The organism is Enterococcus sp. DIV2371 (genome assembly GCF_050498525.1).
GTDB classification, from domain to species: Bacteria; Bacillota; Bacilli; order Lactobacillales; family Enterococcaceae; genus Enterococcus_B; species Enterococcus_B mangumiae.
This window is the reverse complement of sequence record NZ_JBIPAJ010000001.1, coordinates 1770839-1797385: the sequence shown is the minus strand read 5'-3', so window position 1 is coordinate 1797385 and position 26547 is coordinate 1770839. Positions and strand designations below refer to the sequence as shown.

Sequence of the window (26547 nt, the reverse complement as noted above, 5' to 3'; positions counted from 1 at the left end):
AGAGATTACTCAACTGTTACTGATTTCGCTAAGTTTCTTGGCTTGTCTACATCATAGCCGCGAAGCAATGTCGCATAGTAAGCGAGTAATTGAGTAGGGATCACCATAGCCAGTGGTGAAAGATACGCATGGACAGCGGGGATAACCAATTGATCTGTCTCTTTTTCTAAACCATGTGCAGCAATCACCAAGGTCTTGGCACCACGACTTTCTACTTCTTTTAAGTTTCCTCGTGTGTGTGCGCCTGTGACTTCTTCACTAATGATCCCAATAACTGGTGTACCTTCTTCGATCAAAGCGATCGTTCCGTGTTTCAGTTCGCCAGCTGCAAAGCCTTCTGCTTGGATATAGCTGATTTCTTTAAGTTTTAATGCAGCTTCTAAAGCGACATCATGGTCATTGCTGCGCCCAATATAAAAGGCATTTCGTGTTTCATTAAGAAACTCCGCTGCTAATTCTTGTAATTCATCTTTTTGGGTAATCACTGTTTCCATCGCATTTGCGACTAAACTCAATTCATGAGCGACATCAAACGCCAACGCACGGGCATTCCCTTTTCTATTCCCGACTGCTTTTGCAAGTAAAGCGAGTACAGCGATTTGAGCAGTATATGCTTTAGTAGAAGCTACCGCAATCTCTGGGCCGGCATGAAGCAGCAAAGTGAATCCAGCTTCTCTTGATAATGTAGAACCAGCGACATTTGTGATCGTCAATGAAGGGTGGCCTAATTGATTGATTTTGACAAGCACCTGACGACTATCTGCCGTTTCACCGCTTTGGCTCAAAAAGATAAAGAATGGTTTTTTCGATAGTAAAGGCATCGTGTAACCAAACTCACTTGCTAAATGAACTTCAACTGGAATGTCAGTCATTTGCTCGAAGGAATGCTTGCTCGCTAGACCTGCATGATAGCTTGTACCACAAGCCACGATATAAATCCGGTCACTCGCTAAGAGTTCTTCCATCAATTTATGATCCAAAGGAATGTCATTTTCTTCATTCACATAGGTTTGAGCGATTTTACGCATGATGATCGGTTGTTCATCGATCTCTTTTAACATATAGTAAGGATATGTTCCTTTTTCAATATCAGAAGCATCGACTTGTGCTTCATAAGAATCACGTTCAATGATCGTGCCAGACAATGTTTGGATCGTGATAGCATCCGCTTGAACGATCACCATCTCTTGATCTTCGATTTCGACAAATTCTTTTGTATAAGAAAGCATTGCCATGGCATCACTTGCAATGACATTGAATCCTTCGCCTTTACCGATCAATAAAGGGCTTTTATTTTTTGCAACAAAAATCGTTTCTGGTGCTGTACGATCCATCAAAGCAAAAGCATATGAACCTTCGATGACTTCAAGGGCCTTTTTAAATCCTTCTTGTGTATCTTGAGTTTCTTCTACGAATTTTTCGATCACATGAACAACGATCTCTGTATCTGTTTCGCCGATAAAGTCATCAGCTGCCACGTATTGTTGTTTCAATTCTTCAAAATTCTCGATCACACCATTATGGACTAAAACAAAGCGTCCGCTTTGTGAGTGGTGGGGGTGGGCATTTTTTTCTGCAGGTTCACCGTGGGTTGCCCATCTAGTGTGGCCAATTCCTGCTGTACCAGCTGTTTCTGGTGTTAATTTATCTTTAAGGTTTTGGATTCTGCCGCGAGCTTTGACTAAATGGTCCTGTTTTCCATTTGTGACAAAGATCCCAGCTGAGTCATATCCGCGATACTCTAATTTTTCTAAACCATTGATCAATCCTGGGGTAACATTTTCTAATCCGATCATTCCAACAATTCCGCACATAAAAAAACATCCTACTTTCCGTTATAAACTTGATTTTGCTGTTTCCAGCTGCGTAAGAAATTTTTTGTTCTATCTTCGCAGATAGGTTTTATATTTCTTTTTAGAGTGCAGTCCCTAGGGTCATCCGCCGAATGTTTCGATAAACCCTCTCCTCGTCATCTGTCAAAACAGACCTGGCGCTATTCCTTATTGGTCTAATTATCCTCCTAAAAGTATTTTTCCTGGAAACATCTAAAATAATAACGTTAACGTGTGAGGTTTGTCAACAAAAAAGATAAAATATGTAATTGGTATATATCGAAAGGGAACGAAAAGAACAAAAAAACGAAATTCGACTATCTTCTTTACTTTGAGTTCGGTACAATAATTATAGATAGGAGGGAAAAAGATGGAAGAGAAAATAGAAATCATGACGTTGGGGATGTTAAAAAAACAAATTGCTGAATTTGAAAAAACAGAACGTGTGACGGATGAAACTAAAATCTTTTTGGATACCGGCTGGGATAGTATCCAAGAAATTGCCCCTGATGCGCTCGGAATCGAGCAAGCGCAACAGTTTGTCGTTGAAGATGAATTGACCCACGAAAAATTTACTGGTTACACCCTTGAGGAAAAGGCAGAAAAGATGAATGCGACACCAGGCTCTGAAGCGGTGATCGTTATTAGAAATCTATACTAGGAGAGTGTAAAATGAATAAAAAACGTTGGATCGCGGTATTGATCGCTGCAGGTTTATTAGTTGTTTCACTCGTTTCTTCGAGCTTGACACAACCCCAAGAAGAGGCTCAGATGGGCAGTCTCAATAGTTGGTTATATGGCGATGAAGAAATGACACCGGTAGTATTGGAAGAAGGCAGTAGTACGGATCGAATCGTAAAACTATCTGTTGATGGTGCTATCGCTAGCGGAGGATCTTCAGGATTGTTTTCATCTGAAGGTTACAATCATGAAGACTTTTTGAAACAGATCGAAGCGATTGAAGCCGATGAAAATGTCAGTGGGATTTTCTTAGAAGTCAATTCTCCTGGTGGTGGCGTTTATGAAAGTGCAGAAATTGCCAACTTACTAAATAATGTTCGGACAGAACGTGATCTACCGATGTATGTCAGCATGAAAAATATGGCTGCCAGTGGCGGTTACTATATTTCTGCCCAAGCAGATAAGATCTTTGCAACGGAAGAAACAGTGACGGGTTCCATTGGTGTGATCATGTCTGGCCTCAACTATTCGGGTTTACTTGAAAAAATCGGCGTTGAAGATACTACTGTAAAAAGCGGTGCGCTAAAAGATATGGGTTCAGCGACTCGTCCGGAGACAGAACAAGATCATGCGGTATTGCAAGCTTATATCGATAACGCGTATAATCGTTTTGTCAAAATAGTGAGTGAAGGTAGAAACAAATCAGAAGATGAAGTGAAAAAAGTTGCCGATGGCCGTATCTACGACGGCGTGCAGGCAAAAGAAGCAGGATTGGTAGACGAAATCGGTTTTCCAACAGACGCTTTAGCAGCCATGCGTGAAGACCTCGATTTACAAGACGCTGAGTTGATCGAATATTCAACGAGCTCGACCGGCTTTGGCAATACATGGTTTGGCGCAAAATTAGCAGAATTACAAGGATTACAAGCTTCTGAAACTAGTCAGATCTTGTCATTGCTTGAAAGTTTAGGAACAGCAGAATCTCCAAGAGCAATGTATCTTTATGGAGGTGAGTAAACATGACTGAGAAATCTACTCATTCATCACCAATCGAGGAAACGCCAAAGGATATTGGGGAACCGAAAGTATCTGAAAGCAAGGAGTTGTCCTCGGAAGAAGTTTCTACGGTAGAAGAAAGCAATAATACGACAGATGAAATGATCGACGCAGCTACTACGTCAGAAGGACAAACGACGAGTGAAGTAAACTCCCATCGTTCAAATGAAGAACATGAGTCTACAGTGCAAGATAAAGCGACTCAACCGGCTGTCGGACCTGATCCTAGTTTTTCCCAAAAGGTACTGAGTTCCTTTGAAGAAAAACCGTTAACACAAACTGAAATCAAAGAAAATCAGAAAAAATGGCAAAAATATACCGATCAAAAAGCGGAAGAACCAACGATCAATCGCTTTCCCAATTATTTCTTTGCCGGTTTCTGGATTCGCTTTGCTGCTTTTTTGATCGATCTCATTTGTATTGGATCAATCAGCCGCTTAACGTTAGGTATTGCTGTGAACTTAGGCTGGCTCCAAGTATCTGATTCTTATTTAAGTATTTACGGTGCCTTGTCACTGATTGCTTACTTAGCCTATTTTGTTTTGTTGACGAAATGGAATCACGGACAGACGGTCGGTAAAATGATCTTTGGCATTCGGGTGATCAGTTTTGATGAAGAAGAGCTGTCATGGAGTACCGTTCTTGTTCGTGAGGGCGCTTGTCGCTTTATTTTAAGATTTCCACTACTATTTATTGGTTATCTCCCAGTCATTTTCAGCAAGAAAAAGCAGCACATCGGAGATTATTTCTCCAATACGAGTGTGGTGACGATCAACTTGATCAAAGCATTTAACCAAGAGATGAACGCTTGATTTTTTACGTATAGAAAAGGCTGGTTATTGTTCAATAAGTCGTGTTAGACAAATGATAAAACAGTGAAGGGAAGAACCTAAGTGAGACCGATCGATTTTCCTGATAAATACGACAATTTGATGCGTATTGGCCAACAAGCATTAGCAAATCATCAATACAGTCAAGCAAAAGAGCTGTTTGAACGTGCCTATGAACTCGAAGCAACGTTTGAATCGAATACGTTGTTCGTGTTGGCACTATCTGAATTAGATATGTGGGAAGAAGCGCTCCATCAAGCACTTTTACATGAAAAGCAGTATTTAATGAATGAAGAATTGGCCACTTTTTATTTTGATTTATTGATTACAGCAAAAGATTTTTTATATGCGCGTAAACTGATTGCAAGTGCCGATTTCCCTGACGATTTTGAACAAGCGATCTTGTTGAAGATCCAACAGGCAGAAGAATTAGTAGGGCAGATGAAACGACAGAAGATCCGAGAGATCTACCAATTAGTCGAAAAGCTACCTTCTGAAAAACCGACTACCCAGTTGAGTTATATCCAAGAAATCGAGCAATTGCCTTATCACGAATTTATCCAAACAGCCAAAAAATTGATCGTGTTAAAAACGGTCCATGTCCTTGTACGGGCAAAGCTGCTTGAATCGCTTGTCCAAGTTAAAGAACCGACACCAGTTGCTTATTTGACGATCGACGAGGAATTGATCGAAGTCATACCAAAGAAAATGGTACGTCCAGAAGAGCAAACCAGCTATCAACAAATCAAAAAAATGGCTGAAGCTTACGAGCAAGAAGATGCCTTGATGAGCAAGAACTTAAAAGAAGAGTTCACGATGCAGTCTGCGATCGTTTATCCGATCTATGATAGTTATATCGGTGATCTTGATAAATGGTTCAAACAAACAGTAGCTAGTTATACAAATCAGCCTTGTGAGGATCTTTCTTCGTCTGAGCAACAAGAATTCGCTGAAAAGAGAAATAAAATAATTACAGAACTATTATTATTCAATACCTAAAAAAACAGATAAAAAGATAAAAAAAATCATGAAAAACGTGGATTCCATTTGTTCAATATGTTTACAATTTGGAAGGGTTAGTGTACTATTTAAAGGTATGCATGAAACGTTTTTGATGTATCAAATGAATTTCTAAACTCGGAGGGAAATAAATGACTGCAACATTCGAAAAAAAAGGCACAAATGATGGTGTTTTAACATTTACGATCGGGCAAGATCAAATCCAAAAAGGATTGACAACAGCCTTTAATAAAGTAAAAGGAAACTTGAACGTTCCTGGATTCCGTAAAGGAAAAGTATCTCGTCAAGTATTCAACCGTATGTACGGAGAAGAAGCATTGTACGAAGATGCATTGAACGCTGTTTTACCAGAAGCTTATGAAGCGGCTGTCAAAGAAGCAGGAATCGACCCGGTTTCACAACCTAAGATCGACGTAGCAAGTATGGAAAAAGGTCAAGACTGGACGATCACAGCAGAAGTTACTGTAAAACCTGAAGTTAAATTAGGTGACTACAAAGACCTAGTGGTTGAAAAACAAGACCGTGAAGTAACAGAAGCAGACGTTGAAGAACGCATCAAACGCGAACAAGAAGCGCAAGCTGAATTAGTGATCAAAGAAGACGCAGCAGCTGAAAATGGCGATACTGTCGTTATCGATTTTGAAGGATTCATCAATGATGAAGCTTTCGAAGGCGGAAAAGGCGAAAACCATTCACTTGAATTAGGATCAGGTTCATTCATTCCTGGTTTTGAAGAGCAATTAGTTGGACACAAATCAGGCGACAGCTTAGATGTAACTGTGACATTCCCTGAAAACTACCAAGCGGAAGATCTAGCTGGTAAAGAGGCTGTCTTCAAAGTAACAGTTCACGAAGTAAAAACAAAAGAAGTTCCTGAATTGGATGACGAATTTGCAAAAGATGTAGACGATGAAGTTTCTACATTAGCAGAATTAAAAGAAAAATACATGAAAGAATTGACTGAAACGAAAGAAAAAGCTGCTGAAGATGCAAAAGATGAAGCAGCAATCAAGTTAGCAGTCGAAAATGCGGAAATCGTTGATCTTCCACATGTGATGGTTCACGATGAAGTACACCGTTCAATGGACGAATTCTTGAACAACATGCAACGTCAAGGAATCTCACCAGAAATGTACTACCAATTAACTGGTTCAACAGAAGAAGACTTGCACAAGCAGTTTGAAGAAGAAGCAGAAATGCGTACAAAAACAAACCTTGTGATCGAAGCCGTAGCAGCAGCTGAAAACTTAGATGCTACTGAAGAAGAAATCACTGCGGAAATCCAAGAATTAGCAGAAACTTACAATATGCCGATCGACCAAATCAAACGCGTATTGACAGAAGACATGCTAAAACATGATGTGATCATGAAAAAAGCAATCGAATTGATCACTAGCACAGCAAAAGAAGCAGAATAAGGAAACAACAATTCTTATTCGCATCGAATGGAAAGAGTTCAGGCGTTTAGAAGACGCCCGGACTCTTTCATTTGTTTCACTTCATTGATACTTTTGCTTTTTTTTAAATTATGGTATGATAGGGAAAGACTGTAAAGTCTTTGATAGTTTCTTGCGAATCATCGCAAGTTAAGGGGTGAAGACCATGTATGATAATCCAAGTGGTAATGAGACTGTACGCTGTTCTTTTTGTGGCAAAACACAAGAAGAAGTAAAGAAAATCGTAGCAGGTCCGGGGGTCTACATCTGTAACGAATGTATTGACCTATGTAAAGAAATCATTGATGAAGAATTTTACGAAGAAGCTGTACGTGAGTTTACCGAAGTACCGAAACCTTCTGAGATTCTTGAAGTATTGGATAATTATGTGATTGGGCAAGAACGTGCGAAACGCTCATTGGCGGTAGCTGTTTACAATCACTATAAGCGTGTCAATCAAGAAGCGCAAGATGATGATGTTGAATTGCAAAAGAGCAATATCTGTTTGATCGGCCCTACTGGTTCAGGGAAAACCTTCTTGGCGCAAACTTTAGCGAAAACGTTGAATGTGCCATTTGCCATTGCCGATGCAACGAGCTTGACAGAAGCAGGATATGTCGGAGAAGATGTGGAAAATATCTTGCTGAAACTCTTACAATCTGCTGATTACAACGTAGAGCGTGCTGAAAAAGGGATCATCTATATCGATGAGATCGATAAAATCGCACGTAAAAGTGAAAACGTGTCGATCACACGTGATGTATCAGGTGAAGGCGTACAACAAGCCTTACTGAAAATCTTGGAAGGGACTGTTGCGAGTGTGCCGCCTCAAGGTGGACGCAAACATCCGCATCAAGAATTCATCCAAATCGATACGACGAATGTATTGTTCATCGTCGGTGGAGCTTTTGACGGAATCGAAACGATCGTAAAAAATCGTATGGGCGAGAAAACGATTGGATTCGGTACGAACAACCAAAAACTTTCAGAAAATGAAAGTGTCATGCAACATATCATTCCAGAAGATCTATTGAAATTCGGTTTGATCCCTGAGTTTATCGGGCGCTTACCAGTGATGGCTGCGTTAGAAAAACTGACAACAGACGATCTAGTCCGAATCTTGACGGAACCTAAAAATGCCTTAGTGAAGCAATACCAAAAATTACTTTCACTAGATGACACTGCATTAGAATTTGAACCGGAAGCACTAAAAGCAATTGCGAAAAAAGCAATCGATCGCAATACCGGCGCTCGTGGATTACGTTCGATCATCGAAGAAATCATGATGGATGTCATGTTCGATATTCCTTCGGATGAAACGATCGAGAAAGTGATCATTACTAAAGAAGCAGCCGAACTTACCGGTAAACCAACAGTTATCTACAAAGATTCAGAAAAAAAAGCGGGATAAAATGAAAGGAGCAGTCGTGAAAGTTTTTGAAGCTTTTTCGACTACTCCTTTTTATTTTAGCGAAGGAAGCGGAAATGAACGGATTCGCTATACCGCTTTAAGGAGAGAGAGTATATGAAAGTCCATCATGCGGAGATCGTGATCAGTGCAGTTGCACCAAAACAATATCCGGAAACAGATTTACCAGAGATCGCCTTGGCAGGTCGCTCGAATGTCGGAAAATCATCGTTCATCAATACATTGATCGATCGAAAGAATCTTGCACGTACATCAGGAAAACCGGGGAAAACGCAAACTTTGAATTTTTACTTGATTGAAAATGCCTTGCATTTTGTTGATGTCCCTGGCTATGGTTACGCGAAAGTCTCTAAAACAGAACGTGCCAAATGGGGACAGATGATCGAAACTTATTTGACATCTAGAGAACAACTAAAAGCCGTTGTCTCACTTGTCGATGTTCGTCACAAACCCTCACAAGAAGACATCCAAATGTACGAATTCTTGAAATATTATGATATTCCAGTCATCGTCGTTGCGACAAAGGCAGATAAAATTCCTCGTGGAAAATGGAACAAACACGAAAGCGAAATCAAAAAAGCGTTGAATTTTGATCGTAATGATACGTTCATCTTGTTTTCTTCTGTGACAAAGCAAGGAAAAGAAGAGGCGTGGAAAGCGATCGAAGACGCGATTGCAGAATAAACAAATAAGACTTGAGACTTAGTGTGAAAGGAGAACTTTCAAAAACTAAGACATCAAGTCTTTCTTGTTTATTTCTTTTTTTTGTCTTTTTTTGGTTCGCTCTTTGGTTTTAAAAAGCGGTCGATTTCTTCTTTTGAAGCGACGGTTTTTTCAGGATCAACGCCAAAAGATTCGAATAGTTTGTCTAAGTTGTCGGTACGTTCAAATTTCAATCCCATATTTATCACCTCTGATCTTATTTTAACACGGTACCATTTATTACGCGCTATAAGACGAAAAGTTTTAGTTTTTTTTTATTATTCGTTATAATTTGATTATAAAGAGATTTGAGAGAGGTGAGAAAGATGGTACCAGAAAGAAAAATGATGCTCCGTCTCGTCATGAAAAGAGAACGTGAGAACGAAAAAGAAGAAGCCTATGATTGGTCCGTACTTACTCGTATCTTACTTGTCCCTGAATTTTTTCAATCCTCTCGTCAGATAAAAGAACCGTATACCTTGGTGAAGCTAAAACAAGCATTAGATGAAATTGATGATCGTGAAATCGGTTGGCTTGAAATCATTGAAAGAGATTTCGTCTGTCGCTTTGAGTTTGGCTACCACCACCTTCAAGTCGATTATCAGTTTACTTGGAAAATATTCGAAAAAAATGAATCGGTGATCCGCAATTATCTTCAAACAAAAATGCAAAAACACGGCATTTTTGCCTATATGAGAAGTGTCGAAGAATATCTATACCATAATACACAGTCGATCGACGAGCGATTGACATTTGAATCTTCACAGATGATCGATAAGTTGCCGAAAATCAAAGGGTCTGATGGGCAAGTGATCGTTGATTGCAACCAGTTCCCGGGCTATGATTTGATGGTCGAAGGACGTTGTTTCACTTCTTGTTGGGAAATGTATTATAGTAGCTATTACTATCGTTTGATTCCTAAAGAGATATTTTTAGAAGTTCAGCAAGTGGAAAAGATCACACAATTTGACAATCAAGTCATTGGTATCCAATTGTATCGTGATCCTTTCCGTTGGCAAAGTGAGACGAACTTAAAATTTCAACAATACTACCGTGATCAATTAGGTTTTGATCATTTATCTTGGGATAATGGGGTAGGCTTATTGAAGGAACCATTTGTCGAATATGCCTATACGAAAGATTCCTTACAATCTGTTCAATATCAAAACCATTTGATGCAACCAACAGAAAAGAAAAAAGCAACATTTTTCGTGACAAGAAACTATGATTTTGCGACTTATGACTATAAAGAAAAAAGAGCGAGAGGCGTCCTTAACCGCCAAGCATTTTTTCCTTGGGTCGATGAAAACCATAGTCAGTTGATTTGTTATAAAGTGATCGATCCAACTTTCACGTTAGATAATGGCATCGATGCTTATGCCTATTACATCAATGAATATTTAAACGTAGAAGCGCCAGATGAAATGTATCGGGATTATCTGACCTCATTACGGATTTACGTTCCTACCAAGTTTTTATCCGATTTTCCGATGGAAGAAATCAGCGATCGATTGTCAACGATCAAATTCAAGCGAATCCGTAAGAGAAAAGGTCGGTTAAGTTTTGATGCGGTCCAAGGAGAAAAACGTCTACGGGTCGTCTTGTTAGATCAAGCGGAATTAACAGGGAACCTATTGATGCAAAAAAATTAAGTCATTATCAAAAGGTTCTTTTTATCAGTCTTGATGTTCAAATCAATCTATAAATTGAGCAATCAGGAATTGGAAGACTGATTTTTATAACTTAATAAAGAATTGGGAACATTACTATTCCCAAGCAGATATAAGGTGACATCCTCAAAAAATGCTTTGGGGATGTCGCTTTCTTTTTGTGGAATCAATCACTATACACTCGTTTTTTATTGTTTTTGAATGTTTTTGAACGTATTGTGTTGAATAATAAAATAAAATATGCTAAAATCTATCGTGAGGTGATCGTGGAAATGCTTACAGAAGAACGCAAACAGAAAATCTTGCAACTATTGGAGCAACACAAAATCGTCAAGTCCCAAGAGTTAGTTAATTTGTTAGATGCTTCTGAATCAACGATTAGACGAGATCTTCAAGAATTAGAAGATGAAGGTTTATTGCAACGTATCCATGGGGGAGCGAAAAAAGAGGATCTTTTAGGCTTTGAACAGAATATGAGTGAAAAAACGCTCAAAAACGTTCATGAAAAACAAGTCATCGCTCAATTGGCAGCAGAGCTAGTAAATGATGATGAGGTCATTTATCTCGATGCAGGATCAACGACTTTAGAGATCATTCCATTTTTAAAGGGTAAACAGATAACTGTTGTGACCAATTCGGTAAAACACGCTTCTGCTTTAGTTGATCTGCAAATACCAACAATTGTCTTGGGTGGGCAAGTGAAACTGTCAACAAATGCCGTATTAGGGGCAAGCACGCTCAGTCAGTTAAGTGATTATCATTTTAATAAAGCATTTATGGGAATGAATGGCGTACATCTGGAACGTGGATTTACGACACCAGATCCAGAAGAAGCCGCAGTTAAGCGATTAGCGATTGCGAATGCTCAAGATAGTTATATTTTACTTGATCATACAAAGTTCAATAAACAAACGTTTGTTTCTGTTGCACCACTACAAGCTGCCACGATCATAACCGAACGTTGTCCATTAGAATTTCAATCTGCTTATAGCGAACGGACAACAATCAAGGAGGCAAATCAATGATTTATACAGTAACACTTAATCCATCAATCGATTTTATCGTACGTGTTGACGGATTAAAACTCGGTGATTTAAACCGTATGACCGAAGATTTCAAAGTGCCTGGTGGAAAAGGGATCAACGTTTCTCGTATTTTGAAACGCATCGATTCTGAATCGACTGCGTTAGGTTTTCTAGGTGGATTCACGGGAAACTTTATTTCTGACTGGCTAAAAGAAGAGGAGATCGCGACCGCTTTTACGCAAGTAGAAGAAGATACGCGGATCAACATCAAACTAAAATCTGATTCTGAAACAGAGATCAATGGACAAGGACCGATGATTTCAGATCAAGCAATCGACCGTTTGAAAGCAGAATTAGCCACAGTTGGAGCAAACGACATCGTGGTGTTATCTGGAAGTACGCCTGCAAGTTTACGTGCCGGATTCTACAAAGAGTTGATCGAGATCATCCGTGAAAAAGGGGCAGAGTTTGTGATCGATACGACGGGCGATGACTTGAAGGAAGCCTTGAAAAAAGAACCATTGTTGATCAAGCCGAATAATCACGAATTAGCTGAATTATATAATGTAACTTTTGATTCAGTCGAAGACATCCTTCCTTATGGTAAGAAATTATTAGAAGAAGGAGCGAAAAATGTCTTGATCTCAATGGCAGGCGACGGGGCTTTACTATTTACAAAAGATGGCACCTATCGTTCAAACGTCTTAGTTCGTCCATTGAAAAACTCAGTTGGTGCCGGAGATTCGATGATTGCTGGCTTTATCGGTTCATATAGCAAACAGGCAGATGCGGTGGAAGCATTCAAATGGGGCGTGGCATGCGGCAGCGCGACAGCTTTTTCAGATGATTTAGCGGTTCGCTCGTTTATCGATGAATTATTACCAGAAGTAGAAATTACTAAAATTGATTAATATCGTGGGGGGTACATCATGGAAATCAAAGACTTAATGATCAAAGATGCGATGATCATGGACCTACAGGCAACTGATAAAAAAGGTGCCATCGATGAAATGGTTCAAAAAATGTATGATGCAGGTCGCATCTCAGATATCGAAACTTATAAAGAAGGAATTTTAGCTCGTGAAGCACAAACATCTACTGGTTTAGGTGACGGCATCGCGATGCCACATGCGAAAAATGCAGCAGTGAAAGAAGCAACTGTTTTGTTTGCGAAAAGTAACAAAGGGGTTGACTATGAAGCGCTTGATGGTCAACCAACTTTCTTATTCTTTATGATCGCCGCACCAGAAGGAGCAAACGATACGCATTTGCAAGCATTAGCTGCATTGTCACGTTTGCTGATCGACCCAGATTTTGTTGGGAAATTAAAAGAAGCTGCAACACCTGAAGAAGTCCAAGAATTGTTCCAAACAGCAGAACAACAAAAAGAAGCTGAAGCAGTAGCGGAACAAGAAGAAGCAGCGCAAACAGTTTCTTCACCAGATAAAAAATTTATCGTTGCAGTAACGGCTTGTCCGACAGGGATCGCACATACCTACATGGCAGAAGATGCGTTGAAGAAAAAAGCCAAAGAGATGGGCGTAGAGATCAAAGTTGAAACAAATGGTTCTGAAGGTATCAAAAATCGTTTGACGGCTGAAGACATTGCACGTGCAGACGGTGTCATCGTTGCCGCTGATAAAAAAGTCGAAATGAATCGTTTCGACGGAAAAGAATTAGTCAATCGCCCAGTAAGTGACGGTATCCGTAAAACGGAAGAATTGATCAATATAGCAATCAGTGGTTCAGCGCCAGTTTTCCATGGTGATGGAAAAGAAAATGCGGCAGATGAAGGAAATGCGGATGGTACGATTGGACAACGAATCTATAAAGATTTGATGAACGGTGTTTCTCACATGCTACCATTCGTTATCGGTGGCGGGATCGCCATTGCCTTATCATTTATGGTCGACCAATTCATGGGGGTACCACAAGATCAATTAGCAAACCTTGGGAACTACAACCAAGCAGCGAGCTGGTTCAATCAAATCGGTCAAGCGGCATTTGGCTTTATGTTACCAGTCTTAGCTGGATTCATTGCTTCAAGTATTGGTGATCGTCCTGGATTGATCGTTGGTTTTGCCGCTGGAGCATTAGCGAATACAGGTGGCGCAGGTTTCTTAGGTGCATTGATCGGTGGTTTCTTAGCTGGTTACGTGATCGTCTTCTTGCGTAAACTATTCAAAAACTTACCGAAATCATTGGAAGGAATCAAAACGATTTTATTCTATCCTGTCTTTGGTTTATTGATTACCGGTTTCTTGATGTTGATGGTCAACGTACCAATGAAAGCAATCAATGATGGATTGAACGCTTTCTTGTCTGGACTTAGCGGTTCAAACGCAGCATTACTAGGCGCATTACTTGCTGGAATGATGGCTGCCGATCTAGGTGGACCAATCAACAAAGCAGCTTATGTCTTTGGTACAGCTACTTTAGCAACAACGGTTGCCACTGGTGGTAGTGTCGTAATGGCTTCTGTTATGGCAGGAGGGATGGTTCCGCCGTTAGCGATTTTCGTCGCAACACGTTTGTTCAAAAATAAATTCAGCAAAACAGATCAAGATGCTGGCTTAACAAATATTGTTATGGGGCTTTCGTTTGTAACAGAAGGTTCGATCCCATTTGCTGCAGCTGATCCAATCAGAGCGATTCCAAGTTTCATTATCGGTTCAGCATTGACCGGTGGATTAGTTGGTGCATTCGGCATTAAATTGTTAGCACCACATGGCGGAATCTTCGTTGTATTCTTATTAAGTCATCCGTTGATGTACTTGTTGTTTATCGCAATTGGTGCAGTTGTATCTGGCGTTATTTATGGTTGGTTGAGAAAATCACCAACAGTCAGTGAAGCATAACTTTACAAGCATAATACCTTACTAAGGAAATTTACTTCTTAGTAAGGTGTTTTTTTTGTATAAAAAAACAAAAAACATATTGTTTGACTTTATTATTTCCCTCATAGTATCATCGTTTTGTTATTAATATTTAATATTATTATCGCTATTTTATCATTTTAATTCCATTAGGAGGGAAACATGTATAAGTCGGGAAAAACCTTAATATTACTAGGGTTATTTTGTTTATTTTTTTCGCATGGACTTGATTTACATGCGAACACAGAAGAAACAGATGTTATTTATATTGAGGGAACAGAAGCTACAGATTCGGGGATGGAAGAATTAAAAAATAACGAAGCGTATCATTATGAAGGTGAGGTTGATACGGATGTCTCTGAAGAGAGCGTAGAAATTGAGGAGGAAGAGATACATATCGATAGTAGTCAGGAAGCACCTGAAGGACATGAAGCAAATGAAGCAAATGAAGCAAATGAAGCAAATGAAGCAAAAGAAGCAAAAGAAGCGTTGATGCCATTAACAGGCAATGGAACAGAACAAGAACCATATACTGCTGGAACAGCAGCGGAGTTAAGAAGTGTTCTCCAAACGATCCGCACAGACCCGGGAACAGGAACTTATCATATTTTATTAACAGGCAATATCTTTTACAATCATTGGGATGTATTTGAAATCCATAAAGATGTCATCATCGATGGTCAAGGATTTCATATGTTGTATGCTAACGATTCAAGTACGGCTGCTGGCGATACAGGTTTTAGAATAAGAGTTTCTGGTGTGCAAGCGACTTTGAGAAATCTGAACTTTGGAAGTGATACGCTCACAGATGCTTCTGGACGAGTATATGACAATAATACGTATTATGGCATCCTAGGATCTGCGGGAACTGATAATATCCGCTTTGATGCAATTTTTGAAAATGTGAACTATTTTGCACGGAGGGGTGCGCAACCACTTCTCACATGGAATCGACAATCTCGGTTTATCTTCAAAGGAGAAAATCATTTTATTAGTCGTGCTGGTTGGGATAGTCAAGAATTTATGGAAGGTTATAATATCACCTTTGCAGAAGGTTCAAAAACAACGATCGATCACCAAACTGATGTTCACTTAGGCTTTATCTTTGCGTTTGGTACTGGCGGTTCTGCTGGAAGTGATGGTCGAATACGAATCAATGTGGAAGAAAATGCCGAAGTGAATATCCTTTCTTCAAAACAGCATTTTACCTTTGACGCGCAAGTGATTTTTACGATTTCAGAAAATGCTAAGTTCCATTATAGACAAACAGCCAATCGACCTTTGAGCTTTTCCAATAACCAAGCGGTGACTGTCAATATCGATCCGGGCGCACAAGCTACTTTTTTAAGTAACGGTCAGATCAATTCAGGCAATACCGTCAACTTTAATGTGAATGAACCAGATTTTATTCGTTTTCAAAATCTTTCGAGTTCAAATGGGTTATTTGCACGAAACAAGAATTTTAACCGACTGGATAGTGCGGGTGAAGCAACGGGTGGCTATAACTTTTACTATATGAATCAAAATCAGCGACTAGTAAGAAGAGGGATTCCAGGAGCATCATCAAGAGTTTTAGCAAACAATCAATTTAGTCACTCCGGGTTACGTCATGCGATCTACAAAAAGCGAACAAATTTTGACTTGGCGAATACGGCGGATGTCGGAATTGGCAGAAGTAAACTCACGACGACAATCGATTCGTATGATCCTGCTGGGCGATTGGTCACAGATGTGGAATATAAACTTAGCAAGGAAAGATTATGGAGCGGTGCTTCGATTACAGAAACCAGTGCCCAAACGGCAATCGAACAGGCAACAGAAAATACACCTGGCATGGTTGCGACAAATAAATCAACCAACTTATCTTGGCAAAACGATGAATTACGTGCAGGCACTTATTACGTGTATGCACGGGTTACAACAGCGATCAGTGATGACCCAGAAAAGCTACTTTTTGCAAGTGATAGTTTCTGGCAAGAAAAAGAAGTCGTCATTGAAAGAAGCCCGATCCATGTTGTGGTGCCTTTAGAAAAGTTATTTGATGTTCGTGAAACGGGTGAGTTTTATAAAGATGAACATAGCCAGCCAATCGTCAGTCATAGTAATTTTCCAATTGATTTTACAGTTACCCACGTTGCTGACCATTCCGTTGACCCGACGATCACTTTAGTGGATGAGATCATCGAGGAAGGTAAGGATGATTTAGTACTAAATTTAGGTGTGACCAATGGACAAAAATTAGGACCGTTATTGGTTGGTGAAAATAAGCTAGATACAGTTTCATTAGAGCCGTTTTTAGACGAGCCTTTAGAGCTTTTTCTAAAAGGAGAATTTAGAGGGTCCATCTTCAAAAAACATCAAACCGATTTTCGATTAACTTATATACTAACTGCACAAGGAGCTGAGGACTAATGGAAAACGCATCAGATAAACGAAAGAAACAAATAATCATCATACTCGTACTACTTTTATTACTGATAGTCGGTTGGCTAGCCTATCAACATTTCTTTCCAGAAAAACCTGAGCCGGTCACGCTCGTCAGCGGCGAATTTTTGCCAGACGGGAAAGATGCACAACGAATCTCAGAAGACGAGTTAGCCGAATTAGCCCAAACGGCTGCTGACAGAAGCAAATTCAATCTAATGATTTCACCGGAGGCAACGTTTAATCACCGAACCCTCCAAGGTGAATTGATGATCAAAAATCCACTCGAAAATGGTCACCCAATCAATGTGGAAATACGGAAAAAGAGTAATGATGAACTTGTTTATACATCTGGAGCTATTCAGCCAGGGTATGAAATAAAAGAAGTGACGCTTGAACAGTCACTAGAGAAAGGAGAGCATCCATCTGTAGCAATGTTTAGTTTGTATGATCCAGATACAAACCAGAAAAAAGGACAAGTAGCAGCTGGAGTGACATTAGTCATCGAATAAAAATAAAAAAATAGATAGGGGAATATCAAAATGAAGAAGAAATTATTATCTAGTTTATTAGTAGTAGGAACAAGCCTAGGAGCGTTAGCACCAGCAACGATCTTAGCGACTGACGTTATTGGAAATTCATCGGCAGACATCACAATCAACGGATCACTTGGATTAGACAATACAAAGCCTGATGAAGAAATTGAGGAAGGTGATACGAATTGGATCAACGTTACTTTAGATACAGCAACGATTTTCTATAATCTTTCCGGAACAACTACCATTGCTTCGCCAACATATAACATTGAGAATAACTCAGGTCGACCAGTCTCAGTGTCAATTCAAAATTTTTCAAGTATATCTGGAGATTATTCTGATATCACTAGTTTAAATTTTGTTTCGCCAGCACCTTTGCAATCAGCAAGAAGCTTGATAACGAATGGTGTGCTTGGAACATTTACACCTGCAACATCAGGAATTCTGTTTACTTTAGCAAATAATCAAGGAAACTTGACAGCTAATGACGATGGTTCTCACCCAAGTTCTACCACATTCAGCTATAGTGGTTCTGTAGATTCAACTACTATTGATAAAGCGAATCCTTCATTTACACTGACGCTACAATTAGACGCAGTGAATTTCTAAACTTAAGATAGAAGGGATAACATGAGTACAACAACGATTGAATTGAACGGGATGTTAGGTGTCACAGAGCAAGCGCCAACACCAAAAGAAGAAACACCTTCACCTGAAACAAATTCAACGATTCGTTCCGAAGTGAAGGTGGTTCACCCTTTACCAAAAACAAATGATCAAACTGGAATGTATCTCTCGCTTTTAGGATTCGTGCTTATTCTACTTGCATGCTTTATATGGGCGATCAGTCGCAACCTGAAAGACCATAAGCTAATAAATTGAGATAGAAAAAATCCATGATGGCTATCTATTCCACTCGTTTCTGTCACTTTTTGTGGTAGAGGGGCAAGAGAAAGAATCAATTTAAGCCTAGGCTTAGGTTGATTCTTTTTTCTAAATGATTATCTCATAATTTCGTTGATTTTCCATGCTATTTTTACAAAATCTTCCTTACTGTTTTTTTAAAATATTGAAAAAATAGTGTGAAGTTTTTTAGCCTAGCCTCAAAAAGGAGGACGTTATGAAAAAAATAGTAAACATTCTGTTGCTTTCTATATTTATATGGAGCCATCTCTTTCCGTATCACTTAATCTATGCAGATGTCGAAACCCAGTTGGAGTCTTCCGATGTAGAAGCAATCACAGAAGACTTTTCGACCGATGACAGAAAAAATGAGGATCAGGAAAATACGGAGGAAGTGGTTGAAGAAGCTACCAGATCAGAAGAAAGTGACGATCCAGTCGTACAGTCTGAAGAAGTAATAACTACAGCAGAACCAATCTCGCCTTATAGCGGCACTGGTACATTTGCTGATCCATTTACCGCTGGTTCAGCAACAGAATTGATCACCGTGTTACAAACCATTACCAATGCAACAACGCCTGGCCCCTATTACATCACATTGACAGCGAATATCGTTTATGAAGACTCTGATTCGTTCAGTATCAATAAAGATGTTGTTATTGAAGGCCAAGGGTTTCATATGTTGTATTCTAATAGTTCAAGCACCGCAGCGCTAGATACTGGCTTTCGCGCTAAAACCTCGGGTGTGACGGTCACTTTAAGAAATATCAATTTCGGTAGTGATACACTCATGGATGCGAACAACCAAATTTATGATAATAGCACCTATTATGGGATCATTGGGGCGATTAGTGATCAAACGACTTTCCATGCCATACTAGAAAATGTCAATTACTATGCCCAAACAGGCGCTCAGCCTTTTATCTCATGGAATCAACAGTCAACTTTTACCTTCCAAGGGGAGAATACATTTGTTGGTAGAGCGGGTTGGGATAGCGAAGAATTTTTAGAAGGCTATAATGTCATTTTTGCGGAAGGTTCTAAAACGATTATTGATCATCAGACAAATACTAAAGATGGATTATTTTATGCTTTTGGAGGTGGTAGTCCAACAGATGGGCGTTTACGAATCACAATTGAAGAAAATGCGGAAGTAGAGATTATTTCGACTAAACCATATTTTACGTATGCTTCTAATGGTGTGGACTTTACAATTTCAGACGGTGCAAGACTTTACTATACGCAAGTAGGTTCGAACCAGATGCACTTTACTACTGGAGTAATTATGACTTTCAATGTGGGCAGTGAGGCTCAAGTTTCTTTTATCAATACGGGACCGTTCTATTCAACAAATTCAGTGATTTTAAATGTAGATGCTCCGGATTATATTCGCTTTAAAAATGCAGGTGCCACTGGGTCAGGTTTATTCTCAGGAACGCTAGCGTTTAATCGACAGGACAGCACTACCAGTGTAACTGGAGACTATCGATTCAGCTATTTAAATGCAAGTAGCCAATTGCAGGAAAAAGAAGTAGCTGGCCCATCGTCCAACACATTGAACAACAGCTACTTTAGCAACCCCCAATTAATGGAAGCAATCTATCAAAAAAGAATCGAAGTAACTGATTGGAGCAATGTACCTGATGTAGCAGTAAATCAAAGTGAACTGACGACAACAATCAATAGCTTTGATCCGCCTACACGGACAGTGACTACGGTCGAGTATAAGTTAAGCGAAGAAAGTTTATGGACCGGCGCAGCTATCACAGACGCACAAGCACAAACAGCTATCGAAAATGCGACACTTGCGACAAGTGGCGTAATTGCAGTCGATACATCCACTGAACAAGTCTGGCAAAATGAAGAACTACAGGCAGGCACCTATTATGTGTATGTTAAACTGACTGGAGCTATCAGTGATGACCCGGACGTACAAGTGTACACGACGGAGAGCATGTGGTTTGAAGCAGAGATCGTCGTACCAAAAAGTCCAATCAGTGTGGAAGTTCCTTTGGAGTTGATATTTGGAACAAAAGAAGCAGGGGCATTCAGTGCCAATGATGCGGCTGAACCAATCGTTAGCCAGAGCAATTTCCCAATTGATTTCACGGTCACAGAAGTAACCGATCAATCGGATGAAGCAACGATATCTCTAGTCGATCAGTTATCTGTGAACGGCGAAAATGAATTGATACTCAATTTGTCAAAAACTGACGGACAATCTATTGGTCCAATGCTCGTTGGTGAAAATGAAATCGACGCAATTGGCATTCTCCCTTTTTGGGAAACTTCCTATGATCTTTATTTAATCGGAGAGTTCTCAGGACCGATTTTTAACAAACATCACCCAAGCTTTCTATTTACGTATCTGTTGACGGTACAATAGACTATTCAGATGAAAATAAATCGTTTTTCATTTCTAAGCAACCAAAATCAACTTGATGATGGTTGCTTTTTTTGTGTAAATTTCAGTTTCTTTAATTATATTCTAATCTGCAGAATGCACATGTATGAGTGCTTAGATGTCGATTTTTAGTAAGAGTATCATAGATGATACTAAAAAATTATTTGTTATTATTTGTTAAGAGAAAAATAATATAAAATATATTTATGTGGATAAAATGGCAATTTAATAGACTTGAATAGACTGATAATCTATTTTTATTCATTTTTAAGAAGTTTATCTAATAAGTTTTTTTTATATAAAAATCGTTATGTAAGAGTGGGGCTATAGTATGTTTTGACTAAAAAGAAAAGGATATAGTATCATTTTTTCGTAATCTTAATCTAATCTTAATTTAATGTTATAGCAAAGGAGCGAGGTCAAATAAATTATTAGTCAAGTAAAGAAATAACCATAGCTGGAGAAAACATAGAGTAAAAATAAAGTTATGAAAATGATCAAAAATGTATGTTTAATTTAAAGGATTGTTGGTAACCAAAGGTATTACAAAAAGAGAAGGAGAGGCTGGATATGAAGAAACAAATAAAGATTTTCATGATTTTATTATTATTAATTTTTAGTACATTGGCAGAACAAGTAATCATCGCCACTAGCCTTCCGAGTACTGAAGAAACCGAGAGAACTTCTGAAAGTTCAACGATAGGTGTTGGTAAATTAGATCAGTTACTTGATAATGATGAATCAACTGAAGCCTCACCTCGAGAAGTATCGCCAGAAGAACTGCGCTCTCCTGACACAAAAATAGACGATGAAACGCAAGAGATTACCGCATATGCTGGTACAGGTACAGAACAAGATCCTTTTACGGCTGGGACGGCTGCGGAGTTGCAGGCGGTAACGGAGACGATTCGTGATGATCCAGGTGTCGGACCATATCATGTTAATTTAATCGCAGATATTATTATTAGAACGAATGTACCTTCAGGTGGTCTTTTAGTTCCGGATAAGTTTAACCTATACAAAGACACGATAATTGATGGTCAAGGTTATCATTTGTTGGCACCGAATGAAGGAACTCTACCTTCAAGCTTTTTCTCAGTTCAAACAAATAATATAAATGTAACATTTAATAACATTAATTTTGGTAGTAGTCAGTTGGTAGATCAAAATGGTATAACATATGGCAGAAAGTGCCGTTATGGGATGATCGATCACTCACATAACAATTCACTAATATACAATTTGACAATGGAAAATATCAGTTTTTATAGTAATAGAGGAACGGACTCGTCTGATCTTATCTGGCATGGTATGAATAGCAAGTCATATTTTCGATTTAAAGGAAGCAATCAGATCAATGTATTAACCAATAATGCAGATTCTTATTTAACAAATAGCGCAAATATAATTATTGAAGAAAATTCATCTACTTATATTGAAACTGGAACAGGTTACGCAGTATTTAATAATCATGACAATTATGCTCCTGGTTTTAATGCGGTGATACTCCTTGAAATAAAGAATAATGCAAGCTTGGAAATCGTGACTGGTAAAGAGTATGTTGGTGCTGCTATTTATAGCATAAATATAATGGTTGAAGAAGGTGCACAGCTATCCGTATACAGGCTGCACCCTGGCTCTCAAGAGTTATTTATGTTAGAGGGAATGCCTGATCCATTCACATATATAAACATTGGTAAGGATGCAAAAGTATCTTTTGAAAGTCAATCAGATCTTAATGCAAGCCTTCTCAGGATATACAGCAATCAATTAGAATATTTTCGAATGAAATCAGAAGATGGCGTTATTATGGTACCTGTACATGGTGTCGCACCATATATAAATAGACAAGATGGGGTGTTTGGGCAGATAGGCGGATATCAGGTAAGTAGCTTGGATATTTCTGGAAACATAGCTGTACAAGAGGTACCAGTCCAAGAGTTCAGTCTGAAATCTGTTATCTATTACGGGTCACAGGTGAAAGAGGTTCTCTATCATAGACAGTTCGTGATTAAAGATGCCAAATCGATACCCGAAATAGATGTAGGGATTAGTAACATAACAACTTCGATCAACACTGTAGAGCCAGCAGGTCGTCCGCTTACTAAGTACGAGTTGAAACTTAGTGATCGTCGGTTATGGACAAGTTCAACTTCAAATAGGTCGATAAATACTATAAGCTCGCAACAAGAAATAAACAATGCTACTCTTGCAACAAATGGTGTATTGGCAATTGAATCTTCAACGACTGAGTCTTCATGGCAAACCGAGGAACTACCTGCTGGAACGTACTATGCGTATGTTCGAGTAGCAGGGATAATTGAAGAAGATCCGGAGTTACAAAAATTTACAAGTCAAAGTCTTTGGCATGAGTTTTTGGTCGAAGTACCAAAAAATCCAATATCTGTCGAAGTACCACTAGAAAAATTCTTTAATGTTCGAGAAAGCGGCGAATTTGATGAATCTGCTAAAGCGCTACCTATTATTAACCATAGTAATTTCCCAATCGATTTTAAGGTCACTGATGTTGTAGAAGAATCCATAGATTCCCCGGTTACCTTAGTCAATAACCATGTACCAGGTGCAGAGAAACACTTGCAATTGTATTTAGCCGCTACGAATGGACAGCATACAGGGCCGTTAGTGGTCGGTAGCAACGATGGAAATGCGATCGAAGTACTGCCGTTTTTAGAAGATCCATTGAAACTCTATTTAAGAGGACATTATTCCGGTCCAATTGACGGACGACACGATGTTCGTTACAGATTCACCTATCAATTGACCCCACGATAATTCGGATTGGAATCTAATGACTTAAGAAAGGTAAGGGATATCATGGACACAAATATAGAACTAAAAGGAGAATTAGGTGTTTTAGAAAGTCGACCGCCGACTGAAGAAAGCAAGCCTCCTGATGAGAGTAAACCACCAACCGAAGATAGCAATCCACCGACTGAAAGTAAGCCATCTACGGAACAAAGTAGTTCTTCCGATGATCGGACATCAACTACCGATCAGACGTCTTCCTCTGAACAACGGGAACAGACAAAGGACACCAGTGCGGTTGTGCGAACAGATACTCAAAATACGAATCAAGTTCCAATCAAAGTCGAAACACAAACGATCGATTATTTCCCTAAAACGAATGAACAAGCTGAACCGTGGTTTGTTTCTTGGGTAGGTATCTTCCTAGTAGCCGCAGTCATCAGCTATCATATCATTGATCGTAAGATGAACAAATGAATGGACAGAAGAAAGAGAACTGAGGCGAGCATCAACGCTTCAGTTTTTTTGTATGGAGAGAACGATTCATGGTGCTAATAAGTTAGTACTGTTAAGTGATTGTACTTTTACTATTGAAAGTGTTTCAGAAGTAGTCGTTCGCAAAGGTTTTCGTCAAGATGAAGAAACTTCACTTTATTGCCTATCCGGATAATGCTATAATTAGAAGGATTGATAATAGAAAGGATGTTGTACATGTCATCCAAAGCAAACTTACTAAAGGGGATGAATCCTCGTCAACAAGAAGCAGTCCTACATACGGATGGACCGTTATTATTAATGGCTGGTGCAGGTAGTGGGAAAACACGCGTACTTACGCACCGAATTGCTTATTTGATTGAAGAAAAAGAAGTGAATCCATGGAATATCTTGGCGATCACCTTTACCAATAAAGCAGCAAAGGAAATGAAGGAACGGGTCAATGCCATTTTAGAAACTGGTGGAGAAGATGTTTGGGTCTCGACCTTTCACTCCATGTGCGTCCGCATTTTAAGAAGAGATGTCGATTACATCGGGTATAATCGCAACTTTACGATCATTGATTCTTCCGAACAGTTATCGTTGATGAAACGGATTTTGAAAGAATTGAATATCGATCCTAAAAAATACGATCCGAGAAGTCTTTTAGGCACGATCTCACAAGCGAAAAACAGCTTGTTGTCGCCGGAAGCTTTTGCAAAGATGCAGGGCAGTTATTATGAAGAAATTGCCGCGAAATGCTATGCGGCATACCAAAAAGAACTCCAATACAACCAATGCATGGATTTCGATGATTTGATCATGAACACGATCCGTTTATTTGATGAGCATCCAGACTCATTGACGTATTATCAAAATAAATTTCATTATATCCATGTGGATGAATATCAAGATACGAACCATGCGCAATACACGTTGGTCAATCAATTAGCTGGCCGTTTTAGAAATCTTTGCGTAGTTGGGGATGCCGATCAAAGTATTTATGGTTGGCGTGGCGCGGATATGCAAAATATCTTGGATTTTGAAAAAGACTATCCAGATGCGGCCGTGATCTTGCTGGAACAAAATTATCGTTCAACGAAAACGATCTTGAATGCAGCGAATCAAGTTATTGAAAACAATCGCAATCGTAAACCGAAAAACCTTTGGACAGAAAATCAAGATGGCAATAAAATCACTTACTATCGAGCAGATAATGAGCGAGATGAAACACGTTTCATTGTCGAAAGAATGCAAGAAGAAATACGATCGAACAATCGGAATTATGGCGATTTTGCGATTCTTTATCGGACGAATGCGCAATCACGTGTGATGGAGGAAACGTTACTGAAAGCCAACATCCCATACAAAATGGTTGGCGGTCATAAATTCTATGATCGTAAAGAAATCAAAGATGTTTTGGCGTATTTAAATGTGATAGCAAACCCGCAAGATTCATTAAGCTTTGAGCGCATCGTTAATTCACCAAAACGGGGGATCGGACCAGGTTCAGTGGAAAAACTCCGTAGCTTCGCAACGATGCACGAGTGGCCTTTGTTAGAAGCAGCTCGAAATGTTGAATTAGCGAATATCGGTGGAAAAGCAGGGACACAATTAGGTTCTTTTGGTGAAATGATGCATCAGTTGACTGAAATGATTCCTTATCTGACAGTGACAGAGTTAACAAAAGAAGTCTTGGAACGTAGTGGCTATTTAGATGATCTAAAAATCCAAAATACATTAGAATCACAAGCACGTATCGAAAACTTGGAAGAGTTTTTGACGGTGACACAAGAATTTGATAGGCAGTTTGAAAAAGAAGGGTTAGAAGATGCCGACTCACCAGAAGATAAGTTGGTCGTCTTTTTAAATGACCTCGCACTTGTTTCAGATATCGATAGTTTAGAAGAAGAAACAAAACAAGTCACGTTGATGACTTTACATGCGGCTAAAGGACTAGAGTTTCCAGTGGTATTTTTGATTGGATTGGAAGAAGGCGTCTTCCCACTTTCCCGAGCATTGATGGAAGAAAGTGAATTGGAAGAGGAGCGCCGCTTAGCTTATGTAGGAATTACCAGAGCGGAAGAAGCATTGTTTGTGACCAATGCATTTTCACGTACGCTATATGGTCGTACACAATACAATCGCCCTTCACGATTTTTAGAGGAAATCGATCAAGAATTGTTGGATATCCATGGGATGCGTCCGACACCAAGTGCTTCGCAGCCTTCACCTTTTCGCGGGAAACAAACTGGAACGACGTATCAGCAACCGACAAAGACCGGTGTTTCAGCGAAAGTCGCTACCGGTGGTGAAACAGGTGGTTGGAAGCCTGGAGATAAAGTCAAACATAAAAAATGGGGACCTGGAACAGTGGTCAGAGTTACTGGCGACGCAAAAGACCTTGAGCTTGATATTGCTTTTCCAAGTCAAGGGGTCAAACGTGTATTAGCCGCTTTTGCACCAATCGAAAAAGTTTAGTT

The 26547-nt window shown here is 39.3% G+C and carries 21 protein-coding genes; 19 read left to right on the top strand and 2 right to left on the bottom strand.

What is annotated here, in order from left to right:
- Positions 1-5: 5 nt before the first annotated feature.
- Entirely contained in the window at positions 6-1814 is a 1809-nt protein-coding gene (gene glmS / locus IGL24_RS08420; protein ID WP_207700218.1) for a glutamine--fructose-6-phosphate transaminase (isomerizing), read from the bottom strand.
- 388 nt (positions 1815-2202) lie between these two features.
- Here glmS and IGL24_RS08415 point away from each other — a divergent pair, with 388 nt between their 5' ends.
- The 7 genes from IGL24_RS08415 (at position 2203) to yihA (ending at position 8968) form a co-directional block, all read left to right on the top strand.
- Entirely contained in the window at positions 2203-2493 is a 291-nt protein-coding gene (locus IGL24_RS08415) for a hypothetical protein (protein ID WP_206856016.1), read from the top strand.
- An 11-nt stretch (positions 2494-2504) separates the two neighbouring features.
- Positions 2505-3530, top strand: coding sequence for a signal peptide peptidase SppA (sppA, locus tag IGL24_RS08410; RefSeq protein ID WP_207700217.1), 1026 nt, complete (start codon positions 2505-2507; stop codon positions 3528-3530).
- 140 nt (positions 3531-3670) lie between these two features.
- Positions 3671-4381 (top strand): RDD family protein, encoded by a 711-nt coding sequence (locus IGL24_RS08405; RefSeq protein WP_242699792.1) that lies wholly within the window; start codon positions 3671-3673, stop codon positions 4379-4381.
- A gap of 81 nt (positions 4382-4462) precedes the next feature.
- Positions 4463-5398 (top strand): hypothetical protein, encoded by a 936-nt coding sequence (locus tag IGL24_RS08400; protein ID WP_207700215.1) that lies wholly within the window; start codon positions 4463-4465, stop codon positions 5396-5398.
- A 152-nt stretch (positions 5399-5550) separates the two neighbouring features.
- A complete protein-coding gene (gene tig, locus IGL24_RS08395) occupies positions 5551-6837 on the top strand; it encodes a trigger factor (RefSeq protein WP_207115301.1) in 1287 nt (428 codons plus the stop codon).
- 184 nt (positions 6838-7021) lie between these two features.
- On the top strand, positions 7022-8266 hold the full coding sequence (gene clpX / locus IGL24_RS08390) for an ATP-dependent Clp protease ATP-binding subunit ClpX (protein ID WP_206856026.1): 1245 nt from the start codon (positions 7022-7024) through the stop codon (positions 8264-8266).
- A gap of 114 nt (positions 8267-8380) precedes the next feature.
- Complete coding sequence (gene yihA, locus IGL24_RS08385; protein ID WP_207115302.1) at positions 8381-8968, top strand: ribosome biogenesis GTP-binding protein YihA/YsxC; 588 nt, start codon at positions 8381-8383, stop codon at positions 8966-8968.
- A 68-nt stretch (positions 8969-9036) separates the two neighbouring features.
- Here the strand turns inward: yihA and IGL24_RS08380 are convergent, their stop codons facing one another.
- A complete protein-coding gene (locus IGL24_RS08380) occupies positions 9037-9186 on the bottom strand; it encodes an SPJ_0845 family protein (protein WP_206856032.1) in 150 nt (49 codons plus the stop codon).
- A gap of 126 nt (positions 9187-9312) precedes the next feature.
- On the opposite strand from IGL24_RS08380, the gene IGL24_RS08375 reads away from it, so the two are divergent.
- The 12 genes from IGL24_RS08375 to pcrA all read left to right on the top strand — a co-directional run bounded on the left by IGL24_RS08375 (position 9313) and on the right by pcrA (position 26545).
- Positions 9313-10638, top strand: a complete 1326-nt coding sequence (locus IGL24_RS08375) for a hypothetical protein (RefSeq protein ID WP_207700214.1) — start codon at positions 9313-9315, stop codon at positions 10636-10638.
- A gap of 290 nt (positions 10639-10928) precedes the next feature.
- Positions 10929-11681, top strand: a complete 753-nt coding sequence (locus IGL24_RS08370) for a DeoR/GlpR family DNA-binding transcription regulator (RefSeq protein WP_207115305.1) — start codon at positions 10929-10931, stop codon at positions 11679-11681.
- On the top strand, positions 11678-12592 hold the full coding sequence (gene pfkB, locus IGL24_RS08365; RefSeq protein ID WP_429968431.1) for a 1-phosphofructokinase: 915 nt from the start codon (positions 11678-11680) through the stop codon (positions 12590-12592). Before IGL24_RS08370 ends, pfkB begins: the two co-directional genes overlap by 4 nt.
- 18 nt (positions 12593-12610) lie before the next feature.
- Positions 12611-14539 (top strand): PTS fructose transporter subunit IIABC, encoded by a 1929-nt coding sequence (locus IGL24_RS08360; RefSeq protein WP_207700212.1) that lies wholly within the window; start codon positions 12611-12613, stop codon positions 14537-14539.
- Positions 14540-14719: 180 nt separating this feature from the next.
- Positions 14720-16969 (top strand): hypothetical protein, encoded by a 2250-nt coding sequence (locus IGL24_RS08355; RefSeq protein WP_429968430.1) that lies wholly within the window; start codon positions 14720-14722, stop codon positions 16967-16969.
- Positions 16969-17493, top strand: a complete 525-nt coding sequence (locus tag IGL24_RS08350) for a hypothetical protein (RefSeq protein WP_206856048.1) — start codon at positions 16969-16971, stop codon at positions 17491-17493. Before IGL24_RS08355 ends, IGL24_RS08350 begins: the two co-directional genes overlap by 1 nt.
- 30 nt (positions 17494-17523) lie before the next feature.
- Entirely contained in the window at positions 17524-18126 is a 603-nt protein-coding gene (locus IGL24_RS08345) for a hypothetical protein (RefSeq protein ID WP_429968429.1), read from the top strand.
- Positions 18127-18147: 21 nt separating this feature from the next.
- Positions 18148-18399, top strand: a complete 252-nt coding sequence (locus IGL24_RS08340; RefSeq protein WP_207700104.1) for an LPXTG cell wall anchor domain-containing protein — start codon at positions 18148-18150, stop codon at positions 18397-18399.
- A 238-nt stretch (positions 18400-18637) separates the two neighbouring features.
- Positions 18638-20806, top strand: coding sequence for a hypothetical protein (locus tag IGL24_RS08335; RefSeq protein ID WP_207700105.1), 2169 nt, complete (start codon positions 18638-18640; stop codon positions 20804-20806).
- Between the two features lie 588 nt (positions 20807-21394).
- The gene (locus IGL24_RS08330; protein WP_207700106.1) at positions 21395-23617 is read left to right on the top strand and encodes a hypothetical protein; all 2223 of its coding nucleotides are present in this window, start codon (positions 21395-21397) and stop codon (positions 23615-23617) included.
- Between the two features lie 42 nt (positions 23618-23659).
- Positions 23660-24067, top strand: a complete 408-nt coding sequence (locus tag IGL24_RS08325) for a hypothetical protein (protein ID WP_206856062.1) — start codon at positions 23660-23662, stop codon at positions 24065-24067.
- A gap of 234 nt (positions 24068-24301) precedes the next feature.
- Positions 24302-26545 (top strand): DNA helicase PcrA, encoded by a 2244-nt coding sequence (gene pcrA / locus IGL24_RS08320; RefSeq protein WP_206856064.1) that lies wholly within the window; start codon positions 24302-24304, stop codon positions 26543-26545.
- Positions 26546-26547: the final 2 nt, after the last annotated feature.

What these genes read in the sequence shown, in the direction of transcription:
- IGL24_RS08375 (WP_207700214.1), top strand. Translation starts at nt 9,313, where the DNA reads ATGGTACCAGAAAGAAAAATGATGCTCCGTCTCGTCATGAAAAGAGAA.
- pfkB (WP_429968431.1), top strand. Translation starts at nt 11,678, where the DNA reads ATGATTTATACAGTAACACTTAATCCATCAATCGATTTTATCGTACGT.
- IGL24_RS08405 (WP_242699792.1), top strand. Translation starts at nt 3,671, where the DNA reads ATGATCGACGCAGCTACTACGTCAGAAGGACAAACGACGAGTGAAGTA.
- IGL24_RS08370 (WP_207115305.1), top strand. Translation starts at nt 10,929, where the DNA reads ATGCTTACAGAAGAACGCAAACAGAAAATCTTGCAACTATTGGAGCAA.
- IGL24_RS08380 (WP_206856032.1), bottom strand. Translation starts at nt 9,186, where the DNA reads ATGGGATTGAAATTTGAACGTACCGACAACTTAGACAAACTATTCGAA.
- pcrA (WP_206856064.1), top strand. Translation starts at nt 24,302, where the DNA reads ATGTCATCCAAAGCAAACTTACTAAAGGGGATGAATCCTCGTCAACAA.
- IGL24_RS08325 (WP_206856062.1), top strand. Translation starts at nt 23,660, where the DNA reads ATGGACACAAATATAGAACTAAAAGGAGAATTAGGTGTTTTAGAAAGT.
- IGL24_RS08360 (WP_207700212.1), top strand. Translation starts at nt 12,611, where the DNA reads ATGGAAATCAAAGACTTAATGATCAAAGATGCGATGATCATGGACCTA.
- IGL24_RS08350 (WP_206856048.1), top strand. Translation starts at nt 16,969, where the DNA reads ATGGAAAACGCATCAGATAAACGAAAGAAACAAATAATCATCATACTC.
- clpX (WP_206856026.1), top strand. Translation starts at nt 7,022, where the DNA reads ATGTATGATAATCCAAGTGGTAATGAGACTGTACGCTGTTCTTTTTGT.
- IGL24_RS08340 (WP_207700104.1), top strand. Translation starts at nt 18,148, where the DNA reads ATGAGTACAACAACGATTGAATTGAACGGGATGTTAGGTGTCACAGAG.
- IGL24_RS08330 (WP_207700106.1), top strand. Translation starts at nt 21,395, where the DNA reads ATGAAGAAACAAATAAAGATTTTCATGATTTTATTATTATTAATTTTT.
- yihA (WP_207115302.1), top strand. Translation starts at nt 8,381, where the DNA reads ATGAAAGTCCATCATGCGGAGATCGTGATCAGTGCAGTTGCACCAAAA.
- sppA (WP_207700217.1), top strand. Translation starts at nt 2,505, where the DNA reads ATGAATAAAAAACGTTGGATCGCGGTATTGATCGCTGCAGGTTTATTA.
- IGL24_RS08415 (WP_206856016.1), top strand. Translation starts at nt 2,203, where the DNA reads ATGGAAGAGAAAATAGAAATCATGACGTTGGGGATGTTAAAAAAACAA.
- IGL24_RS08335 (WP_207700105.1), top strand. Translation starts at nt 18,638, where the DNA reads ATGAAAAAAATAGTAAACATTCTGTTGCTTTCTATATTTATATGGAGC.
- IGL24_RS08355 (WP_429968430.1), top strand. Translation starts at nt 14,720, where the DNA reads ATGTATAAGTCGGGAAAAACCTTAATATTACTAGGGTTATTTTGTTTA.
- glmS (WP_207700218.1), bottom strand. Translation starts at nt 1,814, where the DNA reads ATGTGCGGAATTGTTGGAATGATCGGATTAGAAAATGTTACCCCAGGA.
- IGL24_RS08345 (WP_429968429.1), top strand. Translation starts at nt 17,524, where the DNA reads ATGAAGAAGAAATTATTATCTAGTTTATTAGTAGTAGGAACAAGCCTA.
- tig (WP_207115301.1), top strand. Translation starts at nt 5,551, where the DNA reads ATGACTGCAACATTCGAAAAAAAAGGCACAAATGATGGTGTTTTAACA.